Genomic DNA, 18,868 nt, shown 5'->3' with positions numbered 1-18,868 from the left:
CGTCGCCCCCAGCTGAGCGTCGCCTGCGGCTCGCCTGCAGCTGGAACGTCAGAGAGCCCCTGTGCCTTTGCGGCACAGGGGCTCTCTGACTGTCAGCCGGTTCCGAAGTCCCAGTTTGCTCCGGACTGTCGGCTTGTTCGGTACTCAGTCATCAATCAGTGGTCCACGGCTTTCTCCGCACCCACACCGGTCAGGGAGCGTACTTCCATCTCGGCCTGCTTGGCCGCGTCCTCGCGCTTCTTGTCCAGCACCGTACCCAGCCAGCCGAGCAGGAACGCCAGCGGGATGGACACAATGCCGGGGTTGCTCAAGGGGAAGAAGGCGAAGTTGGCCCCCGGGATCATGGAGGTCTTCAGGCCGGAAACCACCGGCGAGAAGGCAATCAGGACAATGGCCGAGCCCAGGCCGCCGTACATGCTCCAGACCGCACCCTGGGTGGTGAACCGGCGCCAGAACAGCGAGTAGATGATGGTCGGGAGGTTCGCCGACGCCGCGACTGCGAAGGCGAGCGCCACGAGGAAGGCCACGTTCTGGCCGTTGGCGAAGATACCGCCCAGGATGGCCATCACGCCGATGACCACCACGGTGCGCCGCGCCACCTTAACCTCGGTGTCGGCGTCGGCCTTTCCCTTGGAGATGACGCTGGCGTAGATGTCGTGGGCAAACGACGCTGCGGCGGTGATGGTCAGCCCGGCCACCACGGCGAGGATGGTGGCGAAGGCGACCGCGGAGATGAAGCCCAGCAGCAGCGGCCCGCCCAGGAAGAAGGCAAGCAGCGGTGCAGCCGAGTTGACCCCGCCCGGTGCGGACTTGATGGTGTCGGCACCCACGAGGGCTGCGGCACCGTAACCGAGCACCAGGGTGAACAGGTAGAAGAGACCGATCAGCCAGATGGACCACACCACGGACTTGCGGGCTTCCTTGGCCGTGGGGACGGTGTAGAAGCGCATGAGCACGTGCGGCAGGGCGGCCGTGCCCAGAACCAATGCCAGGCCCAGGGACATGAAGTCGAGCTTGGAGGTGTCAGACTTGCCGTACTGCAGGCCCGGGTTCAGGACAGCCGGGTTGCCGGCGGTTTCAACAGCCGCACCGAGGAGGCTGGAAAGGTTGAAGCCGTAGATGGCGAGGACCCAGAGGGTCATCACGGCAGCGCCGGCGATCAGCAGGACCGCCTTAATGATCTGGACCCAGGTGGTGCCCTTCATCCCGCCGATCAGGACGTACATGATCATCAGGGCGCCGACGACGATGATTACCAAGGCCTGTCCGCCCCAGTCGCTGATGCCCAGCAGCAGGGAAACCAGGCTACCTGCTCCGGCCATCTGGGCCAGGAGGTAGAAGAAGCAGACGACCAGCGTGGAGATGGCGGCCGCGATGCGGACCGGGCGCTGCTTGAGCCGGAAGGAAAGGACATCCGCCATGGTGAACTTACCGGTGTTGCGCAGGAGTTCCGCCACCAGCAGCAGGGCAACCAGCCAAGCCACCAGGAAGCCGATGGAGTACATAAAGCCGTCGTAGCCGTTGATGGCAATGGCGCCGGTGATGCCCAGGAACGAGGCAGCGGACAGGTAGTCGCCGGCAATGGCCGTTCCGTTCTGGGAACCGGTGAACGACCGCCCCGCAGCGTAGTAGTCGGCCGCTGTTTTGTTGTTCCGGCTGGCGCGCAACACAATCACCATGGTGACAGCGACAAACAGGCCGAAGATGCCCATGTTGAGCAGCGTCGTTTCCTTAAGGTCCGCAACGTCTACGGCCGTGGCAATTCCGATCATTTGGTCACTCCACTCACGGCGTTGCCGTCCTTATCAAACTCATGGCCTTCGATTTCGTTGCGGATCTCGGCCGCGATGGGGTCCAGCTTCCGGTTGGAGTAGCTGACGTACCAGCCGGTGATGGCGAACGTGGAGACGAACTGGAGCAGGCCCAGGATCAGGCCGACGTTGATGTTGCCCCACACTTTGGTGGACATAAACTCGACGGCGTAGTCAGCCAGCAGGACATACGCGAAGTACCACAGCAGGAATGCCACGGCCATGGGGAACACAAAGCTGCGGTGACGTTTGCGCAGTTCCTGGAACCGCTCTGTCGACTGGACCTGTTCGAAGTCCACGGACGCCGCTGCGTCCGGAGTGTGGGCATCGTTACCCATCGTTCCTCCTCATTGAGACTTGCTTGGTTCACACGGGCCAGCCTGCGGGCAGGATGCGGACAATGTGACTGCAATCACTCTGCGGTATGGCGGGTGTACATTCCAGAGCCATGGCCGGAACAGTCGCTCAACGGCTACGATGCTGCGACTAACGGCACCCGCCGCTACGCTGGGCACCATGCCGGACTCCCCCCTCCTGACTGCAGCCGCCGTTGCGGTGATCATCTTGGCGATCGCCGTCGTCGTCGGTGTTGGCATCAAGCTGCTCCGATCCTTCCGTGAGCTTGGCACCGACGCCGAACGCGCCACGTACAACACCCTCCACGCTGCATCGAGTGCCGGGCAGCATCTGCGTACGGGCCTCAATCCGGCGGGCGCCGCCAAGGCGAGCCGGCAGCTCAGGAACTTGCTGGGCTGTGATGCGCTGGCCATCACCGATACGGCCGGCGTGCTGGCCTGGGACGGTGCCGCCGAGGAACTGAAGCCCCGGTTGATGGAACTGGCTGCGGACGTCCTGATCGGCGGGCGGACGGCGGTGCTCCAGGCGCGGGACCTGGGGACGGGCCATGCCTCCGGAAGCTTCGCCGCCGTCATCGCGCCGGTCCGTGCGGGCTCACGGGTGGTGGGCGTCGTGGCGGCGTTTGCCCCGGCGGCGGGCGCAGGCCTGGTCCGTGCCACCAGCGAAGTGGCGGACTGGGTGGCCGTCCAGGTGGAGCTGGCTGAGCTGGACGCATCCCGGACGCTGCTGATGGAAGCCGAAGTGCGGGCGCTGCGTGCCCAGATCAGTCCGCATTTCATCTACAACTCGCTGAACGCGATCGCGTCGTTCATCAACACGGATCCGGAGCGGGCGCGCGAGCTGGTGGTGGAGTTCGCTGATTTTACGAGGTACTCGTTCCGGCGCCACGGTGACTTCACCACGCTGGCGGAGGAACTGCGCTGCATCGACCGGTACCTGCTGCTGGAGCGCGCCCGTTTCGGTGACCGCGTCCAGGTCAGCCTGCGGATCGCGCCTGAAGTCCTGAGCACCGTCATCCCGTTCCTGAGCCTGCAGCCGCTGGTGGAGAACGCCGTCAGGCACGGCCTGGAGGCCAAGGAAGGGGCGGGCCACATCACCATCACGGCCAATGATTCGGGCGCCTATGCGGAAGTGACCATAGAGGACGACGGCGTGGGGATGGACCCTGCCGAGCTCCAGTCGATGCTGGCAGGGCACCACGACGGCGACCACGTGGGGCTGCGCAACGTGGACGCCCGGCTCCGACAGGTTTACGGGGACCAGCACGGCCTGGTGATCGAGACAGCCCCGGGCGAGGGAACGCTGATCACCATGCGCGTGCCCAAGTCCCAGCCCGGCCACGACGCCTGAACGCCTGGTTTCCAAGGCGGCTAATGTAGGACCATGATTAATGTCCTCGTCGCCGACGACGAGTTACCCGCCGTGGAGGAGCTGGCCTATCTCCTGGGCAAGGATGACCGGATCGGGGTCATCCACCGGGCCATTTCGGGCACAGAAGCGTTGCGGGCCCTGAACACCGCAACGGTTGACGCCGTCTTCCTGGATATTCACATGCCCGCCGTGTCCGGCCTTGATGTTGCCCGCGCCATCGCGCGCAGCAGCAAGCCGCCGGTGGTGGTGTTTGTCACCGCGGACGAGGACTGCGCCCTGGAGGCGTTCGAGCTTGCCGCCGTGGACTACCTCCTTAAGCCCGTCCGGGCCGAGCGGCTGTCCCGGACGGTGGGACGGATCAGCGAGCTACTGCGCGACGGCGGCGGCCCCGCCCCCGAGATGATCACCGTTGACCAGGGCGGCACCACCAGGATGATCAGGCGCGACGACGTCACGTACGTCCAGGCGCAGGGCGACTACGCCCGGCTGCACACCGCGGATGCCAGCTATCTCATCCGGGTTCCGCTGGCAGACCTGGAGCAGCAGTGGGCCGAGGCCGGGTTTATCCGGACGCACCGGTCCTACCTCGTGGCGCTGAAGCATGTGCAGTCCATGAAGCTGACGGCGGACAAACCCAGCGTCTCGGTGGCCGGTGCCGGCCTGCCCATCAGCCGCCGCCACCTTCCCACGGTCAGGGAAAAACTGGAAGCCACCCGCATCCGGCCGCAGGCATGACCCGGGTCCGCGTCACCGCTCCGCGCTCGGCACCCCGGCCGGCCCGGGAGTCCCGCGAGGCGGCGGAGGAATCCGAGGTGGGGCAGGTCTTCGTCCGCTCCCTGATCCGTTCCCAGCTGCGGCTGGCCGTGGTGGTGGCCATCGGCTTTATGCTGGTCCTGTGCGCGTTCCCGTTGCTGCTGGCAGCCCTACCGGGCCTCGCCGAGACCCGGATCGCGGGGATCCCGTTCGACTGGATCCTGCTCGGTGCAGGCATTTATCCCGTCATCGGCCTCAGCGCCTGGCTGTATATCCGGACCGCCGCACGGAACGAGGCCCGCTACCGGGACCTGGCCGGGGACGAGTGACCACCTCATGAATCCCGCAGTGGGTGTGATCGCTCTCGTGTTGGTTTCGCTGGCAACGGCCGCTATCGGGTTTTACGGCCTGCGGATTTCCCGGACCACGGGCGATTTCTACGTGGCTTCCCGGACCGTCAAGCCATGGTGGAACGCCTCGGCCATCGGCGGGGAGTACCTCTCGGCGGCGAGTTTCCTGGGCGTGGCCGGACTGATCCTGCTGTCCGGTACCGACGCGCTGTGGTTTCCCGTGGGCTACACCGCCGGCTACCTGATGCTGCTGCTGTTTGTGGCCGCACCGCTGCGCCGCTCCGGCGCGTACACGATCCCGGACTTCACCGAGGCGAGGCTGGATTCGCGCGCGGTCCGCCGTGTGACCAGCGTGGTGGTGGTTGTGGTGGGCTGGCTGTACATAGTGCCTCAGCTCCACGGCGCGGCCTTGACCATCCGGATCACCACCGGGCTGCCGGCCTGGGTAGGCTCCGTGGCCGTGGTGGTTGTGGTGTGCCTGACAGTTGTGGCCGGAGGCATGCGCTCCATTACGTTTGTGCAGGCGTTCCAGTTCTGGCTGAAGCTCACCGCCCTTGCCGTGCCCGTCCTCTTCATCGTGTTCACGCTCGCCGGTGACGGGAGCGCCGCCGTGGCCCCCGCCGTCGTGAATCCCACCGGGCTGGCCCCCGCCGGGCCGTACCAGAACATCTCGCTGCTGGTGGCGCTGCTGTTCGGCACGCTGGGACTCCCCCATGTCCTGGTCCGCTTCTACACGAATCCGGACGGACACTCGGCACGGCGGACCACGCTGATCGTGCTCGGGCTGCTCTCCGTTTTTTACCTGTTTCCCACCGCCTACGGGCTGGTGGGGCGGATGTTCGCGCCCGAACTTGCCCGGTCAGGGCAGGCCGACGCGGTGGTTCTCCTCCTGCCGGGGCAGCTGATCGGTGGAACCGCGGGCGACCTGCTCTCAGCGTTGGTGGTGGCCGGGGCCTTCGCCGCGTTCCTGTCCACCACCTCGGGCCTGGTGGTCTCGCTGGCGGGCGTGATCAGCCAGGACGTCCTGGGCGGCAGCGTGCGGGGATTCCGGGTCGCCGCCGTCGTCTCCGCTGTGGTTCCGCTGGGATTTGCCGTGATGACTGATTCCCTGGCTCTGGCGGGCAGCGTGGGCCTGGTGTTCGCGTTTACCGCCTCCACTGTGTGCCCGGTGCTCCTGCTGGGCATCTGGTGGCGGGGACTCACCGATGCCGGCGCCATTGCCGGAATGGTGACCGGCGGCGTCCTCTGCGGCGGCGCCATGGTGTGGGGAACGGTCCTGGGCGCTGCCGGCACGCCCTTCTGGCTGGCCCAGCCGGCGGCGTGGACGGTTCCCGCCGCCTTCGCCGTGACGGTGATTGTCTCCCGGGGCACAAAACACCGGATTCCGCGGACCATGAGCCGCGTCATGACCCGGCTGCACACTCCCGAACGGCCGTTGGTGACCGAACGGTGAGTCCCGTGATCAGCTAACGGGCAGTCAGTCGATGGCCGCCATGAGTTCAACCACGCGGTCCAGGAAGGCATCAACCTGGGTCTCTTCGTAACCGTCCTTGCCCACGGCGGGACGGAAGACCACCCTGCGGACATTGTCCACGCTGAGCGGCTTGTCCTCTTCGAGGTAGCCGATCAGGTCGTAGCAAAGATTGTCCACGTCCAGGGTGTTGTAACTGCGGGCCTTCTTTTTTGACGGGCGCCGGAAGCGCTCGCCGTCAGGCCGGTGGAGGCGGCCCCGGAGGATCCCGGAGAGGCTGCCGATCTCCCGCAGCCAGGCATCCTCGCCCTTGGCGGCGATCAGTTCGTCCCGTTCGCGGCGGGCGAAGGCGTCTTCGAGCCGGTCCAGCGCTGCGTCGACGACGGCGGCAGCGTAGCCTCCCTTGACCGGGTCAAAGGAGACGCTCCGGACATCGGCGCTGGTGACGGCGTGGATGGCGGCCTTCGGCGTCTCGAGTGCCACCCTGGCCCGCTGGAGGAACTGGTCCACCTGTTTGGCGTTGTACCCGAATTCGTTGCCCCGCACGCGCTCAAACGACGCGGGGATTTTCCGTTGAAAGTCCAATGCCACTGTTGTTCCTTTGTTGCTTCAGCTGGGTCAGGTTACGCACCAGTCTATTGGCGCTGCCGGCGGTCCGGCGAAGATAGTCCGAGAGGGTCGCGTCAGACGCCCGCAACCAGTGCGAACAGCACAAAGGCCACGGGACAGGCGAAGACGATGGAGTCCAGGCGGTCCATGACGCCCCCATGTCCGGGCAGGATGCTGCTCATGTCCTTGATCCCGAGTTCACGTTTGACCATCGACTCGGCCAGGTCTCCTGCGGTGGATGCTGCAACGACGCCCACGGCGAGGACCACACCGACCCACCAGGGTTTGCCCAGCAGGAGAATGCTGGCAAGGATGCCGATCAGCATGGCCCCGGCAATGGAGCCGGCGAAGCCTTCCCATGATTTCTTGGGGCTGATCTTCGGGGCCATGGGGTGTTTGCCCAGCGATGCGCCCACGAGGTAGCCGAACGTGTCGTTCGAGACGACCAGCAGCAGCATCACGGCCACCTGCCAGGCCCCGGGCGGCACGGTTCCGCCAGGCCAGAGACCCACCGGGGTGGCGACGCCGACGGCGTGCAGCGGCAACGTGGCGAAACTGATGAAGAACGGGACCCAGCCCAGCGTGAACACGCCGGCAAAGATGCTGTTCGCTGATCCGGCAGGGTTCTCCACTGAACGCCAGAGGAGGACTGCCACGCAGCTCAGGAGCATGGCGAAAAGCAGGCTCTCAAGACCGCCGAGATAGGCGGCGAACGGCATGGCGACTGTACCCACCATGACCGGGACGATGGGCATCCTGGTCCCGTTCGCCTCCAGGGCACGGAAGATCTCCCAGACTCCGAAGACCGCGAACCCTGTGGTGACAGCCACGAATCCGAGCGGGAGGAAAACCAGGCCGCCCAGCACGCCGATCAGCATGGCCAGGCCCACCACAATGGCTGCCGGAAGATTCCGGCCGGCCTTGGGCGTCGGATTGCTCCGCAACTGTTTCCCCCTGGTGCGCGCCCTTTGGGTGGGCGCCTGCTCTGCCTGGCTCATCAGACTTCGAGCAGCTCTGCTTCCTTGCGCTTGAGCAGCTCGTCGATGCCGTCCACGTGCGATTTGGTCAGGCCATCCAGTTCCTTTTCGGCGCGGCTGCCTTCGTCCTCGCCGGCTTCGCCGTCTTTGACGAGCTTGTCCAGCGTTTCCTTGGCCTTGCGCCGGATGTTGCGGATGGAGATCTTCGCGTCCTCGCCCTTGGTCTTGACGATCTTGACGTATTCCTTGCGGCGTTCCTGGGTCAGGTCCGGGATGGTGATCCTGATGACGTTGCCGTCGTTGGAGGGGTTGGCGCCCACCTCGGAATCACTCAGGGCCCGCTCGATGTCGCGCAGTGCGGTTTTATCGAACGGCGTGATGAGGATGGTGCGCGCGTCCGGAATGGCGAAGGAGGCAAGCTGCTGCAGCGGGGTGGGCGAACCGTAGTAGTCCACCAGGACCTTGTTGTAAAGGCCCGGATTTGCCCGTCCGGTGCGGATCGAGGCGAAGTCTTCCTTGGCTACCTCTACCGCCTTGTCCATCTTCTCTTCGGCTTCGAGCAAGGTTTCTTCGATCACTGTCTCTCCTCAGAAATCAGTGCAGTCCGGGTACCGGTTCCCTGCACAATCTTGGTTCATGGTTCCTGGTTCCATTGTTGCCCGGTTGCGGGCATGGAACCGTGCTCAGATCATCCTAGCTGCAGCTACGGGGTCACCAGGGTACCGAGCTTTTCGCCCAAGATGGCGCGGGTGACGTTCCCTTCGCCTTCCATCCCGAAAACCACCATGGACAGGTTGTTGTCCTTGCACATGGTCATCGCGGTCTGGTCCATGACCCTGATGTCGCGGCGCAGGGCGTCGTCGTAGCTCAGCGTGTCCAGCTTCTCGGCAGTGGGGTCCTTCTTGGGATCCGCGGTGTAGACGGCGTCCACGCCGCTCTTGGCCATCAGAACGACGTCCGCGTGGACCTCCAGGGCGCGCTGGGCGGCCACTGTGTCCGTGGAGAAGTACGGCAGGCCGGCTCCGGCGCCGAAGATGACCACTCGGCCCTTTTCCATGTGGCGGATGGCCCGGCGGGGAATGTACGCCTCGGCGACTTGCCCCATGGTGATGGCGCTCTGGACGCGGGTTTCAACGCCGGCCTGCTCCAGGAAGTCCTGCAGTGCCAGGCAGTTCATGACGGTGCCGAGCATGCCCATGTAGTCGGCGCGCGAGCGGTCCATGCCGCCCTGGGACAGTTCCGCGCCGCGGAAGAAGTTGCCGCCGCCGACGACGATGGCAACTTCCACTTCGGGGACCGCTGCGGCGATCTGCTTGGCGACGTCGCGCACAGTGTCGGGATCAACGCCCAGCTTGCCGCCGCCGAAGACCTCGCCCGACAACTTCAGGAGGACGCGGCGCCTGCTTTTCTCTGGCTGGCTTGAAGAATTGACGGCTTCCATGGGTGCCTTCCCGTTGGTGAACTCTGAAAAAGGTTATCGTGCCGGGTGGCCAAAGGTCTCATCGGACGTTTCGCCGGTGCATGCAAAAGGGGCGGCCACCGAAGTGGCCACCCCTTTGCGGATTCGACTAGGAGCCGACGCGGAAGCGTGCGAAGGACGTGCCCTTGACGCCGGCCTCTTCGAGGACCTGCGCCACAGACTTCTTGGCGTCCTTGGCGAAAGCCTGGTCAACCAGGACCTCACCCTTGTAGAAGCCCGTAACGCGGCCTTCCACAATCTTGGACATTGCGGCCTCGGGCTTGCCTTCAGCCTTGGCGGTCTCTTCGGCAATGCGACGCTCGGACTCGACAAGGTCGGACGGAACGTCTTCGCGGGTCAGGTAGTTCGGGGACATCGCTGCGATGTGCACTGCAATATCGTGTGCGGCGGTGGCAGCGGCTTCGCCTTCACCCTCAACAGCGAACAGGACGCCGACCTGGGCCGGGAGATCCTTGGACGTCTTGTGCAGGTATGCGTCAACAGTGCCGCCCTCAATGCGGGACAGCTTGCGGACAACAACCTTTTCGCCGAGGATTGCGCCTTCTTCGACGACAACCTCGGACAGCGGCTTGCCGTCAACTTCGATGGCCAGGAGGGTGTCGAGGTCGGCAGCGCCGGACTCCACAGCCACGGCCAGGACCTTATCGGCCAGCTGGATGAACTTGTCAGCCTTGGCGACGAAGTCGGTCTCGCAGTTGACCTCGATCATCACGCCGACGCCGTTGCTGACCTTTGCGGCCACCAGGCCTTCGGCGGTGGATCGGCCTTCGCGCTTGGTAGCGCCCTTGAGGCCCTTGATGCGGATGATCTCGATGGCCTTTTCGGCGTCACCGTTGGCTTCGTCAAGAGCCTTCTTGACATCCATCATGCCGGCGCCGGTGCGCTCGCGCAGAGCCTTGATATCAGCGGCAGTGTAGTTCGCCATGTGAACCCCTCTGTCTAGAAAATGTATGTGGTGTACGGACCGACAGGACAGCGGCTCACCGGGTGAGCCGCCATCCTGTCAGGTGCTCCGGCGCTGCAGGCAGCGCCGGAGAATCCGGATTTACTAGTGTTACTTGTCAGCGTCGGCGGCGGGAGCCTCGGCAGCAGCCGGAGCTTCCTCGGCAACCGGAGCAGCTTCTTCGGCTGCCGGAGCGGCAGCTTCTTCAGCAGCCGGAGCAGCCTCAGCGGCAGGTGCTTCTTCAGTCTTGCTGCCTTCGAGGAGTTCGCGCTCCCACTCAGCCAGCGGCTCTTCCGGAGCTTCCGTGGTGCCCGTGGCGCGGTTGTGGCGGGCGATGAGGCCCTCAGCAACGGCGTCGGCGACAACGCGGGTCAGCAGGTTCACGGAGCGGATGGCGTCGTCGTTGCCCGGGATCGGGAAGTCGACTTCGTCAGGATCGCAGTTGGTGTCCAGGATGGCCACAACCGGGATGTTCAGCTTCTTGGCTTCGTCAACGGCCAGGTGTTCCTTCTTGGTGTCCACGATCCAGAGCACGGAAGGTGCCTTGGTCAGGTTGCGGATACCGCCGAGGTTGGTTTCCAGCTTGGTGAGTTCACGGCGAAGGAGCAGCAGTTCCTTCTTGGTGTACGCGGAACCGGCGACGTCGTCGAAGTCGATCTCTTCCAGTTCCTTCATGCGCTGGATGCGCTTGGAAACGGTCTGGAAGTTGGTCAGCATACCGCCGAGCCAGCGCTGGTTCACGTAAGGCTGTCCAACACGGGTAGCCTGCTCAGCGATGGATTCCTGGGCCTGCTTCTTGGTGCCGACGAAGAGTACGGTGCCGCCGTGTGCAACGGTGGCCTTTACGAACTCGTAGGCGCGGTCGATGTAGGACAGCGACTGCTGAAGGTCAATGATGTAGATGCCGTTGCGCTCCGTGAAGATGAATCGCTTCATCTTCGGGTTCCAACGACGGGTCTGGTGTCCAAAGTGGACGCCGCTGTCAAGCAGCTGGCGCATAGTTACGACGGGCATGCCGGCGCTCCTTCCGGCAGGTCATTCATGAGAGAGCCTTTCAGGCCCTCTTACCCTGCCAATAGTTGACGGTTAATTAGCGTGGCCCAAGGCGGGCCGTGCTCCTGGCATCCATTGCGACTCTCATCAGGACCGCGAGGCCCTGACCGCAAGAGACACAATCCTCCTCATACAAAGCCGGGGCTTCAGATTTGGAGGGCTGGATACGCGTAGTCAGTTGCTGCTCCCCCGCATTCCTGAATGAGGCGTGCCGACGCAAGCGTTGAGGGCACAGCAAACTGCTCCACCAAGTGTACAACAGGAGCCAATAGCCGAAGGACAACCCGAAGGCCTTCGACGGGCGTTTTCCACATGGCCGAAGTGCGCACTCCCGCTGCGGGATCCGGCACGCAAAGCTGGGTTTATGAAAGCAATACTTGCCCTCGCCGCCGTGCTGCTACTGCCGGCCGCGGCGGCTCCAGCGCCGCGCGCCTCCTGGGAGTGGCCGCTCTCCCCCAGGCCCGCGGTGCTGCGCACCTTTGACCCGCCGTACAAGCCATGGATGAGCGGGCACCGTGGCGTGGACCTTGAGGCGACGCACGCCGGCGTCCCGGTCACCTCGCCGGAGTCCGGCACCGTCAGTTTCGTGGGAGTAGTGGTGGACCGCCCCGTGATCACCATCGATCACGGGGGCGGCCTCCGCAGCAGTTTTGAGCCAGTCGAAAGCCCGCTCACGGCCGGGGCCGTGGTGGCGAAGGGCGAGATCATCGGAACGCTGCAACCCGGGCACTGCGGCGCTCTTGCCTGCGTCCACTGGGGCGTGAGGCGGGGGGACGCCTACGTCAATCCGCTCGAATTCGTCACCGACCTCCGCCCGTCCATCCTGCTGCCCCTGGGGCTGGACACTGGCTGACCGCCGAGCGCCGAGCGCTGACGGCTGACGGCCCTAGACGATCGCCGAGATCCCGGTGATGGCGCGGCCGGTCACGAGGGTGTTGATCTCGTGGGTTCCCTCATAGGAGTAGATGGCTTCAGCGTCGGCAAAGATCTTGGCCATCTCGAAGTCGGTCACGATGCCGTTGCCGCCCAGGAGGCTACGGCCGATCGCCACGCTCTCGCGCATCCGGGCGGTGGTGAATGCCTTGGCAAGGGCGGACTGTTCGTCCTTGGCCTGGCCGGCATCCTCCAGCTGGGAAAGCCGGACCATCATGCCCATGGAGCTGACTGCGTTCCCGAGGATCTGTACCAGCTGGCTTTGGACGAGCTGGAATGATGCCAGCGGGCGGCCGAACTGGTGGCGTTCCACGGCGTAGCGGCGGGCCACGTCGAAGGCTGCCAGCTGCTGTCCGACTGCCTGCCAGCCGACGGACAGCCGCGTGACCTTCAAGACCTTGTTGGTGTCGCGGAAGCTGTTGGCGCCCGCCAGCTTGAAGAAGTCCGGAACCACCACGTTCTCCAGGACGATGTCCGCGTTCTGTACGGTCCGAAGGGAGATCTTGTTTTCAATCTTGGTGGCGCTGAAGCCGGGCAGCGCCGTATCCACGAGGAATCCCTTGACCTGGTTGTCGGCGAGGTCCCGGGCGTAGACGACCACCCAATCCGAGAAAGTAGCGTTGCCGATCCAGCGCTTGGCGCCATTGAGGATCCACGTGTCGCCGTTCCGCTGAGCTGTGGTGCGCGTGCCGCCGGCTACGTCGGAACCTCCCAGAGGCTCCGTGAGGCCGAACGCGCCGATCTTCTTCAGCGAATAGATATCCGGGAGCCAGGCGTCCTGCTGTTCCTGGGAAGCCAGGGCTTCGATGGAGCCGGTAAACAGCCCGTCGTGCACGCCCATGAAGGTGGCGATGGAGGTATCGGCGCGCGTGGCCTCGGCATGGACCAGGCCGGCAAACAGGTTGGAGTAGCCCTGGCGCCGCACAGGGCTCACCAGGTCGATTTCGGCCAGCTTGGGAATGAGCTCCATGGGGAACTCGCCGCGGTTCCAGCAGTCCACGGCAATCGGCCGGACTTCGCGAGCGAGGAAGCCCCGGATCTCGGCGAGCCGGTCCTGCTCCTTGGCGGTGAGAAGCTGCTCGAAGGCGAAGAAGTCGCCGTCGGCGTACGGAAGGTTGTTGATGTCAACAGAGGCTTTGGACATTTGGTTCCCTCGCAAAGATCAGCAGCGCGGACAGGCCAGCCATGGCATGACAGGCCGGGACTCAGCGGCTCGGTAAGTTACTGGTCAGTAACATACCGCAGATTGCGGGAAAACGAAAGAAACCGCGGCCGACGATCTCTCGTCAGCCGCGGTTCCACGATGGTTTGGTTCCTGCGGTGTCGTGCTTGGGTAGGGCTACTCGGACTTGAACCGAGGACCTTAGGATTATGAGTCCCGCGCTCTAACCAGCTGAGCTATAGCCCCCTGCCCTTGCCGGCGTGGTCCGCGGAGGACTTCAGCTTCAGCAGGGCAAAAACACTCTAGCAAACAGTGGCGGGCATCAGGACCACACAGTCCGGGCGCCGGGGTCCGGGCAGGCTTGAGCGGGCCACTGCGAGACCGCTGTCAGAGGGCTTTGTCGTCGTAGCTTGCACCCCGGTAGAGGTCCTCGAAGGTCTGCAGCGTGCCCTCGATGCTGTGCGGTTCCACCATCCGCCGGCTGGCCCGGCCCATTGCCGCCCGTTCCTCGGCCGGCAGCTGGAGGATCCGCGTGATCTTGGCTGCGAGGTCGTCGCTGTCGTTGGGTGTGAACAGATAGCCGTTCTCGCCGTCGCGCACCAGGTGCGGCAGGGCCATGGCATCCGCCAACAGGACGGGCGTGGAGGCAGACATCGCCTCAAGGGTCACCAGGGACTGAAGCTCGGCGGTCCCCGGCATGCAGAACAGGTCCGCCTTGATGTAGGCCTCCCGGAGGTCCTCATCGCTGGCCAGTCCCAGGAATTTCACCCGCTCCCCCAGTCCGAGCCGTTCCGCCTGCGTTTCAAGAGCGGCGCGGACTTCGCCGCCGCCCACAATTTCCAGGTGGACGTTGAGCTCCGCGGGCGTCTTGGCCACGGCATTGATGAGCACGTCCACGTGCTTTTCCTCGGCCAGGCGCCCCGCAAACACCACTGTTGGGTGGGCGTTTGGTTCGATCACTTCGCCGGGTTGCAGCTCATAGGCTGCGGAGTCAATGCCGTTGGAGAGTGGCAGTACCTTGTGCAGGAAAGCGTGCTGGTGCATGGCCTTGGCGGCCAGGGGTGTGGGCGTGGTGACGACGTCGGCCTGGCCCATGACCTTGCCCATGTCCTTCCAGGAGATCTTGCCGATGATGTCCTTGAACCACTGCGGGAACGGCAGGAACGGGTTCAGGTTCTCCGGCATGAAGTGGTTGGTGGCCACGATCCTGATGCCCCGCTTCGCCGCTTCGTAGAGGACGTGCTCGCCGATCATGTAGTGGCTTTGGATGTGGACCACATCGGGCTTGATCCGATCGAAAAGGAGGCCGATCTCCTTCTTGATTTCCCAGGGGAAGCAGATACGGAAGTACTCGTGGGTGAAGACCCCGTGGGAACGGAGCCGGTGCACGGTGGCCTCGGAGCGGAACTCGGTGAAGCTCGCGCCGTCGTCCGCCCGGCAAGCCAGCACATGCACGTTGTGGCCGCGTCCGCTCATGCCGTTGGCCAGGCGGTAGCTGAACTGTGCGGCCCCGTTGATGTGGGGCGGATACGTATCCGCGGCGATCAGGATGGTCAGGGGAGGCTGGTCAGAGGGCGTTGTCACGTGAAGAGCTCCTGAAGGTCACGGCACGGGCAGCTGTCGCTGGCCGCACCGGTTGGCCGCCGGCACGGTAGCGCGGGGCCTCTTGGAATCGGCTGGTCATGAAGGTGCGCGAGTTGGGTAACAAGCTAGTGGGACGCCCTGCCCGCCGCCTTCCGCGCATCTTTCCTGCGCTTGGTGACCTCGGGATGGTGCCTGGAAAGGGCGATCACCCCCACGATAGCAAGCGAAGCAGCCGTAGCCATGGCAATCGCCATCACGGCGTGGACGTCCGGGCGCAGCTCGCCCAGGATCACGATGCCGATGGCGATGCCCACGATCGGGTCGATGACCGTCAGCCCGGCGATGACAAGGTCCGGCGGGCCGCCCGAGTAGGCGCTCTGCACAAACCAGGAACCCAGGCCGCCGGCCGCCGCGATGGCCACCACCGAATACCACTGGACATTGAGCAGGGCCAGCCCGTTGGGGTCCAGCAGGTGCTTGCCGATGATGCGCGTCAGCACCGCGACAAAGCCGAACAGGACGCCGGCGCCGAGGATGTAGACAAACGCGCTCATCCGGTGCCGGAACATGACCGCCAGGGTGCCGAACACGCCGACGGCCAGTGCCAGCAGCAGCACGATGGTGAGCTCGTCCTCCTGGCTCACATGGTGGTTCTCCTGCGTCACGTTGACGGCGAGCAGGACAAAAAGTGCGGAACCTGTCACGCAGGCCGCGATGGACACCATGGTGGCCCGGTTGATGGTGATGTCCTGGTCGCGGGCGTTCACCACGGTGGTAATGACCAGCGCAATGGCGCCGATCGGCTGCACCACCGTCAGCGGCGCGGAGACCAGGGCCACCGCGTTCATTCCCATCCCGAGGCACAGCAGGAGAAGTCCCAGCACCCACCGCGGATTGCGGAGCAGGCGGAGGAAGCCGTTTGAACTCAGCGCCAGCCCGCCGGTGTCGGCTTTGACGGCGCTCCCCTGCTTCTGCGCACCAAAGGCAAGGCAGAATGCCCCAAGCACCGCCAGCAGAACCGCCACCCATACCATCAGGCGGTGCCGCCGTCGTGATGGGACTGCATACGGCCCTTCCGCAGGATGGCCCAGAAATAGTTGTACGCGGCAATCCAGTGGCCGGCGAGCCCAAGTCCCAGCACGATCCAGGCCGCAACATACAGCGGCCCGGCGAAAGGGGTGTCCAATCGCGACAGGACCAGCAGGGGTGTGCCCAGGAGCAGGAGTCCGGTGCGGACTTTGCCCACACGGCTCACTGGCAGGTCCGGGTGGCCCCGGAAGTAGGAGAGCGTCAGCACCAGGAGCACGGCGTCAGGCACCAGGAGTGCGGCCAGGTACAGCCAATGGACGACGCCGGCAATCACCAGGGTGACCGCCACCGCGATCAGGGCAAGCCGGTCAGCCAGCGGATCCATGACGCGGCCGAGCTTGGACGCCTGGTCGAAGCGGCGGGCCACGTAGCCATCAATCCAGTCGGTTCCCGCCATGACCACCAGGACCACAACGGCGGTCCCATAGTCCTTCTGGGCCAGCACGAGCCAGACAAAAAGTGGTACGCCCATAAAGCGCAGCACTGTCAGGGCGTTGGGGATGGTGAAGACGCGGTCGTGGTCAACCTGGGGGCGGCCGGGCCGCGCACCAGCGCCGATGAACCTCAATCCGTCCCCCTTCCTTAGAGCCCAGTGTGACTTCAGAGCCCAGTGTGACTTCAGAGCCCAGTGTGACGTGTTGTGTTGTTAGGGGTTCCGCAGCAGCCGGCGCAGGAGCACCACAAAGATAGTTGCGGAGGCTGCAAGTGCGGCAAGTGGCTTCCAGCGGACGCCGGCGCCGTCCGGGGATCCGGAGAAGTCAGCGAACTTTTGGCTGGCCTTGGCAGCGCCATGTTCGACGGCAGCCTTGCCCTCCCCCAGTTTTTCCTTGGCAGCGCCCAGCAGGAACATGGCCTGCGGCTTGATGTCGAGCTCGGTATCCAGTTCGTCGCGGATCTGGGCCAGGTGGCGCCGGCGCTGCTCCAGGCGGCGGTGAAGCTCGGGTTCGGAGGCCTGCGGGAACTCTTTTTTGTGCGCCTCGGCCTTGGCTTCCTTCTCGGCCTTGGCCTTCGCGGCAGCCTCGTCCTTGGCAGCCTTGGCGGCCTTGGCCTCCGGGCTGGCCGGATCGAGCAGCGCGGCGTTGAAGTCCGAGCCTTCCTTGGCGATGCCGAGATCGTGTTTGATGCCGCGGATGGTCTCGGCCGGGACCAGGGGCATGGCCTGCTTGAATTTGCGAACGCCGATCAGGCCGCCAATGAGGGCGATGACCAGGAACAGGGCGCAGACGAGCAGCGCGGCGAGCCACGCCGGCATGATGGTGGCCAGGCCCATAATGGCGGCCACGATCAGGCCAACCACCAGGAAAGCCACAAAAATAAGCGCAACGGCGAAGAAGGCTGCGGCGACACCTACCTGGATGCCCTTGCGCTTCAGCTCGATCTTGGCGAAGGCGATTTCATCGTTGAGTTGGCGAGGGGCCAGACGGAAAAGAAGTTTCAGCGTCCTGGGCAGCGCGGTGATCCGCAATCCCTGGCTGGTGCGCCCGGTGTGACGTCCGCTCATCGGTTCCCGCCTAACTTGTTGCGTAGTCTGCTGCCTGGTTGGTTCGGCATCCGTGTGCTGTGGGAGCCCGCGGCAGCACGGTCCCGCCCCCAAAACTATCATTCAGGTTCAGCGCAAACTTCCGGGTTGGCCGCACGGCGCGCCTGCAACCCCGGAAAGATGGAACTTCCGGGGCCTAGGATTGATCTCCGTGACCACTCCCTCGAATCCGGGCGATTCGCTGACCCGCCGCCGGAAACTGTTGTACATCCTCCTCCTCGGCGCCCTCACCGCGTTGGGTCCGTTCACGATCGACCTGTACCTGCCTGCGTTCCCGGCACTGGAAGCGAGCCTCGGGGTCACCGAGGCCCAGGTTCAGCTGACACTGGCCGGCACCACCGTCGGCTTTGCCCTCGGCCAGCTGGTGGTGGGCCCCTTCAGCGACAAGTTCGGCCGGCGGCTCCCGCTGATCCTGGCCACGGCCCTGCACATTGCCTCCTCCGTGGGAGCAGCCCTGTCCACCGATATCTCCACGCTGGGCCTCTTCCGCGTCCTCATGGGCGTGGGTGCTGCGGGCGGCGGCGTGGTGGCGATGGCAATGGTGCGGGACCTGTTCTCCGGCTATGCCATGGTCCGGATGTTCTCGCGCATGGCCCTGGTGAACGGGCTGGCACCGATCCTGGCCCCGGTGATCGGATCGCAGCTGCTCCTGGTGATGCCCTGGCCGGGAATCTTCGTGTTCCTGGCCGGCTACGGCACCCTGGTGATCATCGCCGCGCTCGTTTTGGTCCGCGAAACACTGCCACCGGAGAAACGCGGCCTGACCGGAATGACCGCCGGCCAGCGCTACAAAGTTCTTTTTACGGACCGGATCTTCGTGGGCCTGTTGGTGGTGGGCGGCATGAACTTCGCTGGCCTCTTCACCTACCTGTCCGCGTCGCCGTTCCTGTTCCAGGACATTTTCGGGTTCTCGCCGCAGGAATACGGCCTGCTGTTCGGCATCAATTCCCTGGGCATTGTGGCCGGCGTCCAGACCAGCTCCAGGCTCATCCGTACTGTCCCGCCGCAATGGATCCTTGCTTGTTCCACAGCCTGGATGTTCCTTATGGCCCTGCTGATCGTGGTCTTTGACCAGGCCGGCCTGGGGCTCTGGGGTGTGATGGTTCCGCTCTGGTTCTACATCATGGGCGCAGGCTTTACATTCCCCTGCGTGCAGGTGCTGGCCCTGAGCAGCCACGGCGCACAGGCCGGGACGGCCGCGTCCCTCCTGGGTGCCGCGACCTTCCTGATGGCCGGCCTGGTTTCACCGGTGGCGGGGTGGCTGGGCATCACCAGCTCCACCCCCATGGGCGCCGTTCAGGCCGCTTGCATACTGGTGGCGATAGCGGGCCTCTGGCTGGTCGTCAGGCCCCGCAGCGTGCCCTCGATCCACTGAACCCCGTCGA

Annotated in this window: 19 protein-coding genes and 1 tRNA gene; 6 read left to right on the top strand and 14 right to left on the bottom strand. The window is 64.8% G+C overall.

The window, feature by feature from the left end; all coding sequences use genetic code 11:
• Positions 1–155 precede the first annotated feature (155 nt).
• Positions 156–1,772: a monocarboxylic acid transporter gene (locus tag NG698_RS01590; protein ID WP_252599999.1), complete on the bottom strand. Its 1,617-nt coding sequence runs from the start codon at positions 1,770–1,772 to the stop codon at positions 156–158.
• The gene (locus tag NG698_RS01585) at positions 1,769–2,149 is read right to left on the bottom strand and encodes a DUF485 domain-containing protein (RefSeq protein ID WP_252599998.1); all 381 of its coding nucleotides are present in this window, start codon (positions 2,147–2,149) and stop codon (positions 1,769–1,771) included. Before NG698_RS01585 ends, NG698_RS01590 begins: the two co-directional genes overlap by 4 nt.
• 178 nt (positions 2,150–2,327) lie before the next feature.
• On the opposite strand from NG698_RS01585, the gene NG698_RS01580 reads away from it, so the two are divergent.
• From NG698_RS01580 to NG698_RS01565, 4 genes are read left to right on the top strand one after another with little or no spacing between them, the layout of a single operon-like run.
• On the top strand, positions 2,328–3,518 hold the full coding sequence (locus tag NG698_RS01580; protein ID WP_252607873.1) for a sensor histidine kinase: 1,191 nt from the start codon (positions 2,328–2,330) through the stop codon (positions 3,516–3,518).
• Between the two features lie 33 nt (positions 3,519–3,551).
• Entirely contained in the window at positions 3,552–4,274 is a 723-nt protein-coding gene (locus tag NG698_RS01575; protein WP_058929530.1) for a LytR/AlgR family response regulator transcription factor, read from the top strand.
• Positions 4,271–4,621 carry a DUF485 domain-containing protein gene (locus NG698_RS01570; protein ID WP_252599996.1) on the top strand — a complete coding sequence of 117 codons (351 nt, stop codon included), beginning with the start codon at positions 4,271–4,273 and terminating at the stop codon, positions 4,619–4,621. Before NG698_RS01575 ends, NG698_RS01570 begins: the two co-directional genes overlap by 4 nt.
• A 7-nt stretch (positions 4,622–4,628) precedes the next feature.
• Entirely contained in the window at positions 4,629–6,095 is a 1,467-nt protein-coding gene (locus tag NG698_RS01565) for a sodium/solute symporter (protein ID WP_252599995.1), read from the top strand.
• Positions 6,096–6,119: 24 nt separating this feature from the next.
• On the opposite strand, the gene NG698_RS01560 is transcribed toward NG698_RS01565, so the two are convergent.
• The 6 genes from NG698_RS01560 to rpsB form a co-directional block, all read right to left on the bottom strand.
• Positions 6,120–6,704 (bottom strand): DivIVA domain-containing protein, encoded by a 585-nt coding sequence (locus NG698_RS01560; RefSeq protein ID WP_252607872.1) that lies wholly within the window; start codon positions 6,702–6,704, stop codon positions 6,120–6,122.
• Between the two features lie 92 nt (positions 6,705–6,796).
• On the bottom strand, positions 6,797–7,720 hold the full coding sequence (locus NG698_RS01555) for a phosphatidate cytidylyltransferase (protein ID WP_252599993.1): 924 nt from the start codon (positions 7,718–7,720) through the stop codon (positions 6,797–6,799).
• A complete protein-coding gene (frr, locus tag NG698_RS01550) occupies positions 7,720–8,277 on the bottom strand; it encodes a ribosome recycling factor (protein WP_056348274.1) in 558 nt (185 codons plus the stop codon). Before frr ends, NG698_RS01555 begins: the two co-directional genes overlap by 1 nt.
• A 125-nt stretch (positions 8,278–8,402) precedes the next feature.
• A complete protein-coding gene (pyrH, locus tag NG698_RS01545) occupies positions 8,403–9,140 on the bottom strand; it encodes a UMP kinase (RefSeq protein WP_252599992.1) in 738 nt (245 codons plus the stop codon).
• Positions 9,141–9,267: 127 nt separating this feature from the next.
• Complete coding sequence (gene tsf, locus NG698_RS01540) at positions 9,268–10,104, bottom strand: translation elongation factor Ts (RefSeq protein ID WP_141139971.1); 837 nt, start codon at positions 10,102–10,104, stop codon at positions 9,268–9,270.
• Positions 10,105–10,233: 129 nt separating this feature from the next.
• Complete coding sequence (gene rpsB / locus NG698_RS01535) at positions 10,234–11,136, bottom strand: 30S ribosomal protein S2 (RefSeq protein WP_056348267.1); 903 nt, start codon at positions 11,134–11,136, stop codon at positions 10,234–10,236.
• Positions 11,137–11,539: 403 nt separating this feature from the next.
• Between rpsB and NG698_RS01530 the strand changes: the two genes are divergently transcribed.
• The gene (locus NG698_RS01530) at positions 11,540–12,028 is read left to right on the top strand and encodes a M23 family metallopeptidase (RefSeq protein WP_252607871.1); all 489 of its coding nucleotides are present in this window, start codon (positions 11,540–11,542) and stop codon (positions 12,026–12,028) included.
• 33 nt (positions 12,029–12,061) lie between these two features.
• On the opposite strand, the gene NG698_RS01525 is transcribed toward NG698_RS01530, so the two are convergent.
• The 6 genes from NG698_RS01525 to NG698_RS01500 form a co-directional block, all read right to left on the bottom strand.
• Entirely contained in the window at positions 12,062–13,252 is a 1,191-nt protein-coding gene (locus NG698_RS01525) for an acyl-CoA dehydrogenase family protein (protein WP_252607870.1), read from the bottom strand.
• A gap of 190 nt (positions 13,253–13,442) precedes the next feature.
• Positions 13,443–13,516 (bottom strand) — tRNA-Ile (locus NG698_RS01520).
• Between the two features lie 141 nt (positions 13,517–13,657).
• A complete protein-coding gene (locus NG698_RS01515) occupies positions 13,658–14,854 on the bottom strand; it encodes a glycosyltransferase (RefSeq protein ID WP_252607869.1) in 1,197 nt (398 codons plus the stop codon).
• 125 nt (positions 14,855–14,979) lie between these two features.
• Positions 14,980–15,888 carry a DMT family transporter gene (locus NG698_RS01510; RefSeq protein WP_252607868.1) on the bottom strand — a complete coding sequence of 303 codons (909 nt, stop codon included), beginning with the start codon at positions 15,886–15,888 and terminating at the stop codon, positions 14,980–14,982.
• The gene (locus NG698_RS01505) at positions 15,888–16,511 is read right to left on the bottom strand and encodes a CDP-alcohol phosphatidyltransferase family protein (protein WP_252607867.1); all 624 of its coding nucleotides are present in this window, start codon (positions 16,509–16,511) and stop codon (positions 15,888–15,890) included. The genes NG698_RS01510 and NG698_RS01505 overlap by 1 nt, the downstream gene beginning before the upstream one ends.
• A gap of 78 nt (positions 16,512–16,589) precedes the next feature.
• Entirely contained in the window at positions 16,590–17,444 is an 855-nt protein-coding gene (locus NG698_RS01500) for a phage holin family protein (protein ID WP_252599985.1), read from the bottom strand.
• A gap of 190 nt (positions 17,445–17,634) precedes the next feature.
• Between NG698_RS01500 and NG698_RS01495 the strand changes: the two genes are divergently transcribed.
• A complete protein-coding gene (locus NG698_RS01495) occupies positions 17,635–18,858 on the top strand; it encodes a multidrug effflux MFS transporter (RefSeq protein WP_252599984.1) in 1,224 nt (407 codons plus the stop codon).
• The last annotated feature ends 10 nt before the right edge of the window (positions 18,859–18,868 follow it).

Origin of the sequence: Pseudarthrobacter raffinosi, from assembly GCF_023913735.1 — a bacterium.
GTDB lineage: Bacteria > Actinomycetota > Actinomycetes > Actinomycetales > Micrococcaceae > Arthrobacter > Arthrobacter raffinosi.
Note: the sequence above shows the minus strand (reverse complement) of the source record. Positions and strands in the feature narration are given on the sequence as shown.

Bases quoted from the DNA above. Each gene is read 5' to 3' on its own strand.
- NG698_RS01590 (WP_252599999.1), bottom strand. From the start codon at position 1,772: ATGATCGGAATTGCCACGGCCGTAGACGTTGCGGACCTTAAGGAAACG.
- NG698_RS01585 (WP_252599998.1), bottom strand. From the start codon at position 2,149: ATGGGTAACGATGCCCACACTCCGGACGCAGCGGCGTCCGTGGACTTC.
- NG698_RS01580 (WP_252607873.1), top strand. From the start codon at position 2,328: ATGCCGGACTCCCCCCTCCTGACTGCAGCCGCCGTTGCGGTGATCATC.
- NG698_RS01575 (WP_058929530.1), top strand. From the start codon at position 3,552: ATGATTAATGTCCTCGTCGCCGACGACGAGTTACCCGCCGTGGAGGAG.
- NG698_RS01570 (WP_252599996.1), top strand. From the start codon at position 4,271: ATGACCCGGGTCCGCGTCACCGCTCCGCGCTCGGCACCCCGGCCGGCC.
- NG698_RS01565 (WP_252599995.1), top strand. From the start codon at position 4,629: ATGAATCCCGCAGTGGGTGTGATCGCTCTCGTGTTGGTTTCGCTGGCA.
- NG698_RS01555 (WP_252599993.1), bottom strand. From the start codon at position 7,720: ATGAGCCAGGCAGAGCAGGCGCCCACCCAAAGGGCGCGCACCAGGGGG.
- pyrH (WP_252599992.1), bottom strand. From the start codon at position 9,140: ATGGAAGCCGTCAATTCTTCAAGCCAGCCAGAGAAAAGCAGGCGCCGC.
- tsf (WP_141139971.1), bottom strand. From the start codon at position 10,104: ATGGCGAACTACACTGCCGCTGATATCAAGGCTCTGCGCGAGCGCACC.
- rpsB (WP_056348267.1), bottom strand. From the start codon at position 11,136: ATGCCCGTCGTAACTATGCGCCAGCTGCTTGACAGCGGCGTCCACTTT.
- NG698_RS01530 (WP_252607871.1), top strand. From the start codon at position 11,540: ATGAAAGCAATACTTGCCCTCGCCGCCGTGCTGCTACTGCCGGCCGCG.
- NG698_RS01525 (WP_252607870.1), bottom strand. From the start codon at position 13,252: ATGTCCAAAGCCTCTGTTGACATCAACAACCTTCCGTACGCCGACGGC.
- NG698_RS01510 (WP_252607868.1), bottom strand. From the start codon at position 15,888: ATGGTATGGGTGGCGGTTCTGCTGGCGGTGCTTGGGGCATTCTGCCTT.
- NG698_RS01500 (WP_252599985.1), bottom strand. From the start codon at position 17,444: ATGAGCGGACGTCACACCGGGCGCACCAGCCAGGGATTGCGGATCACC.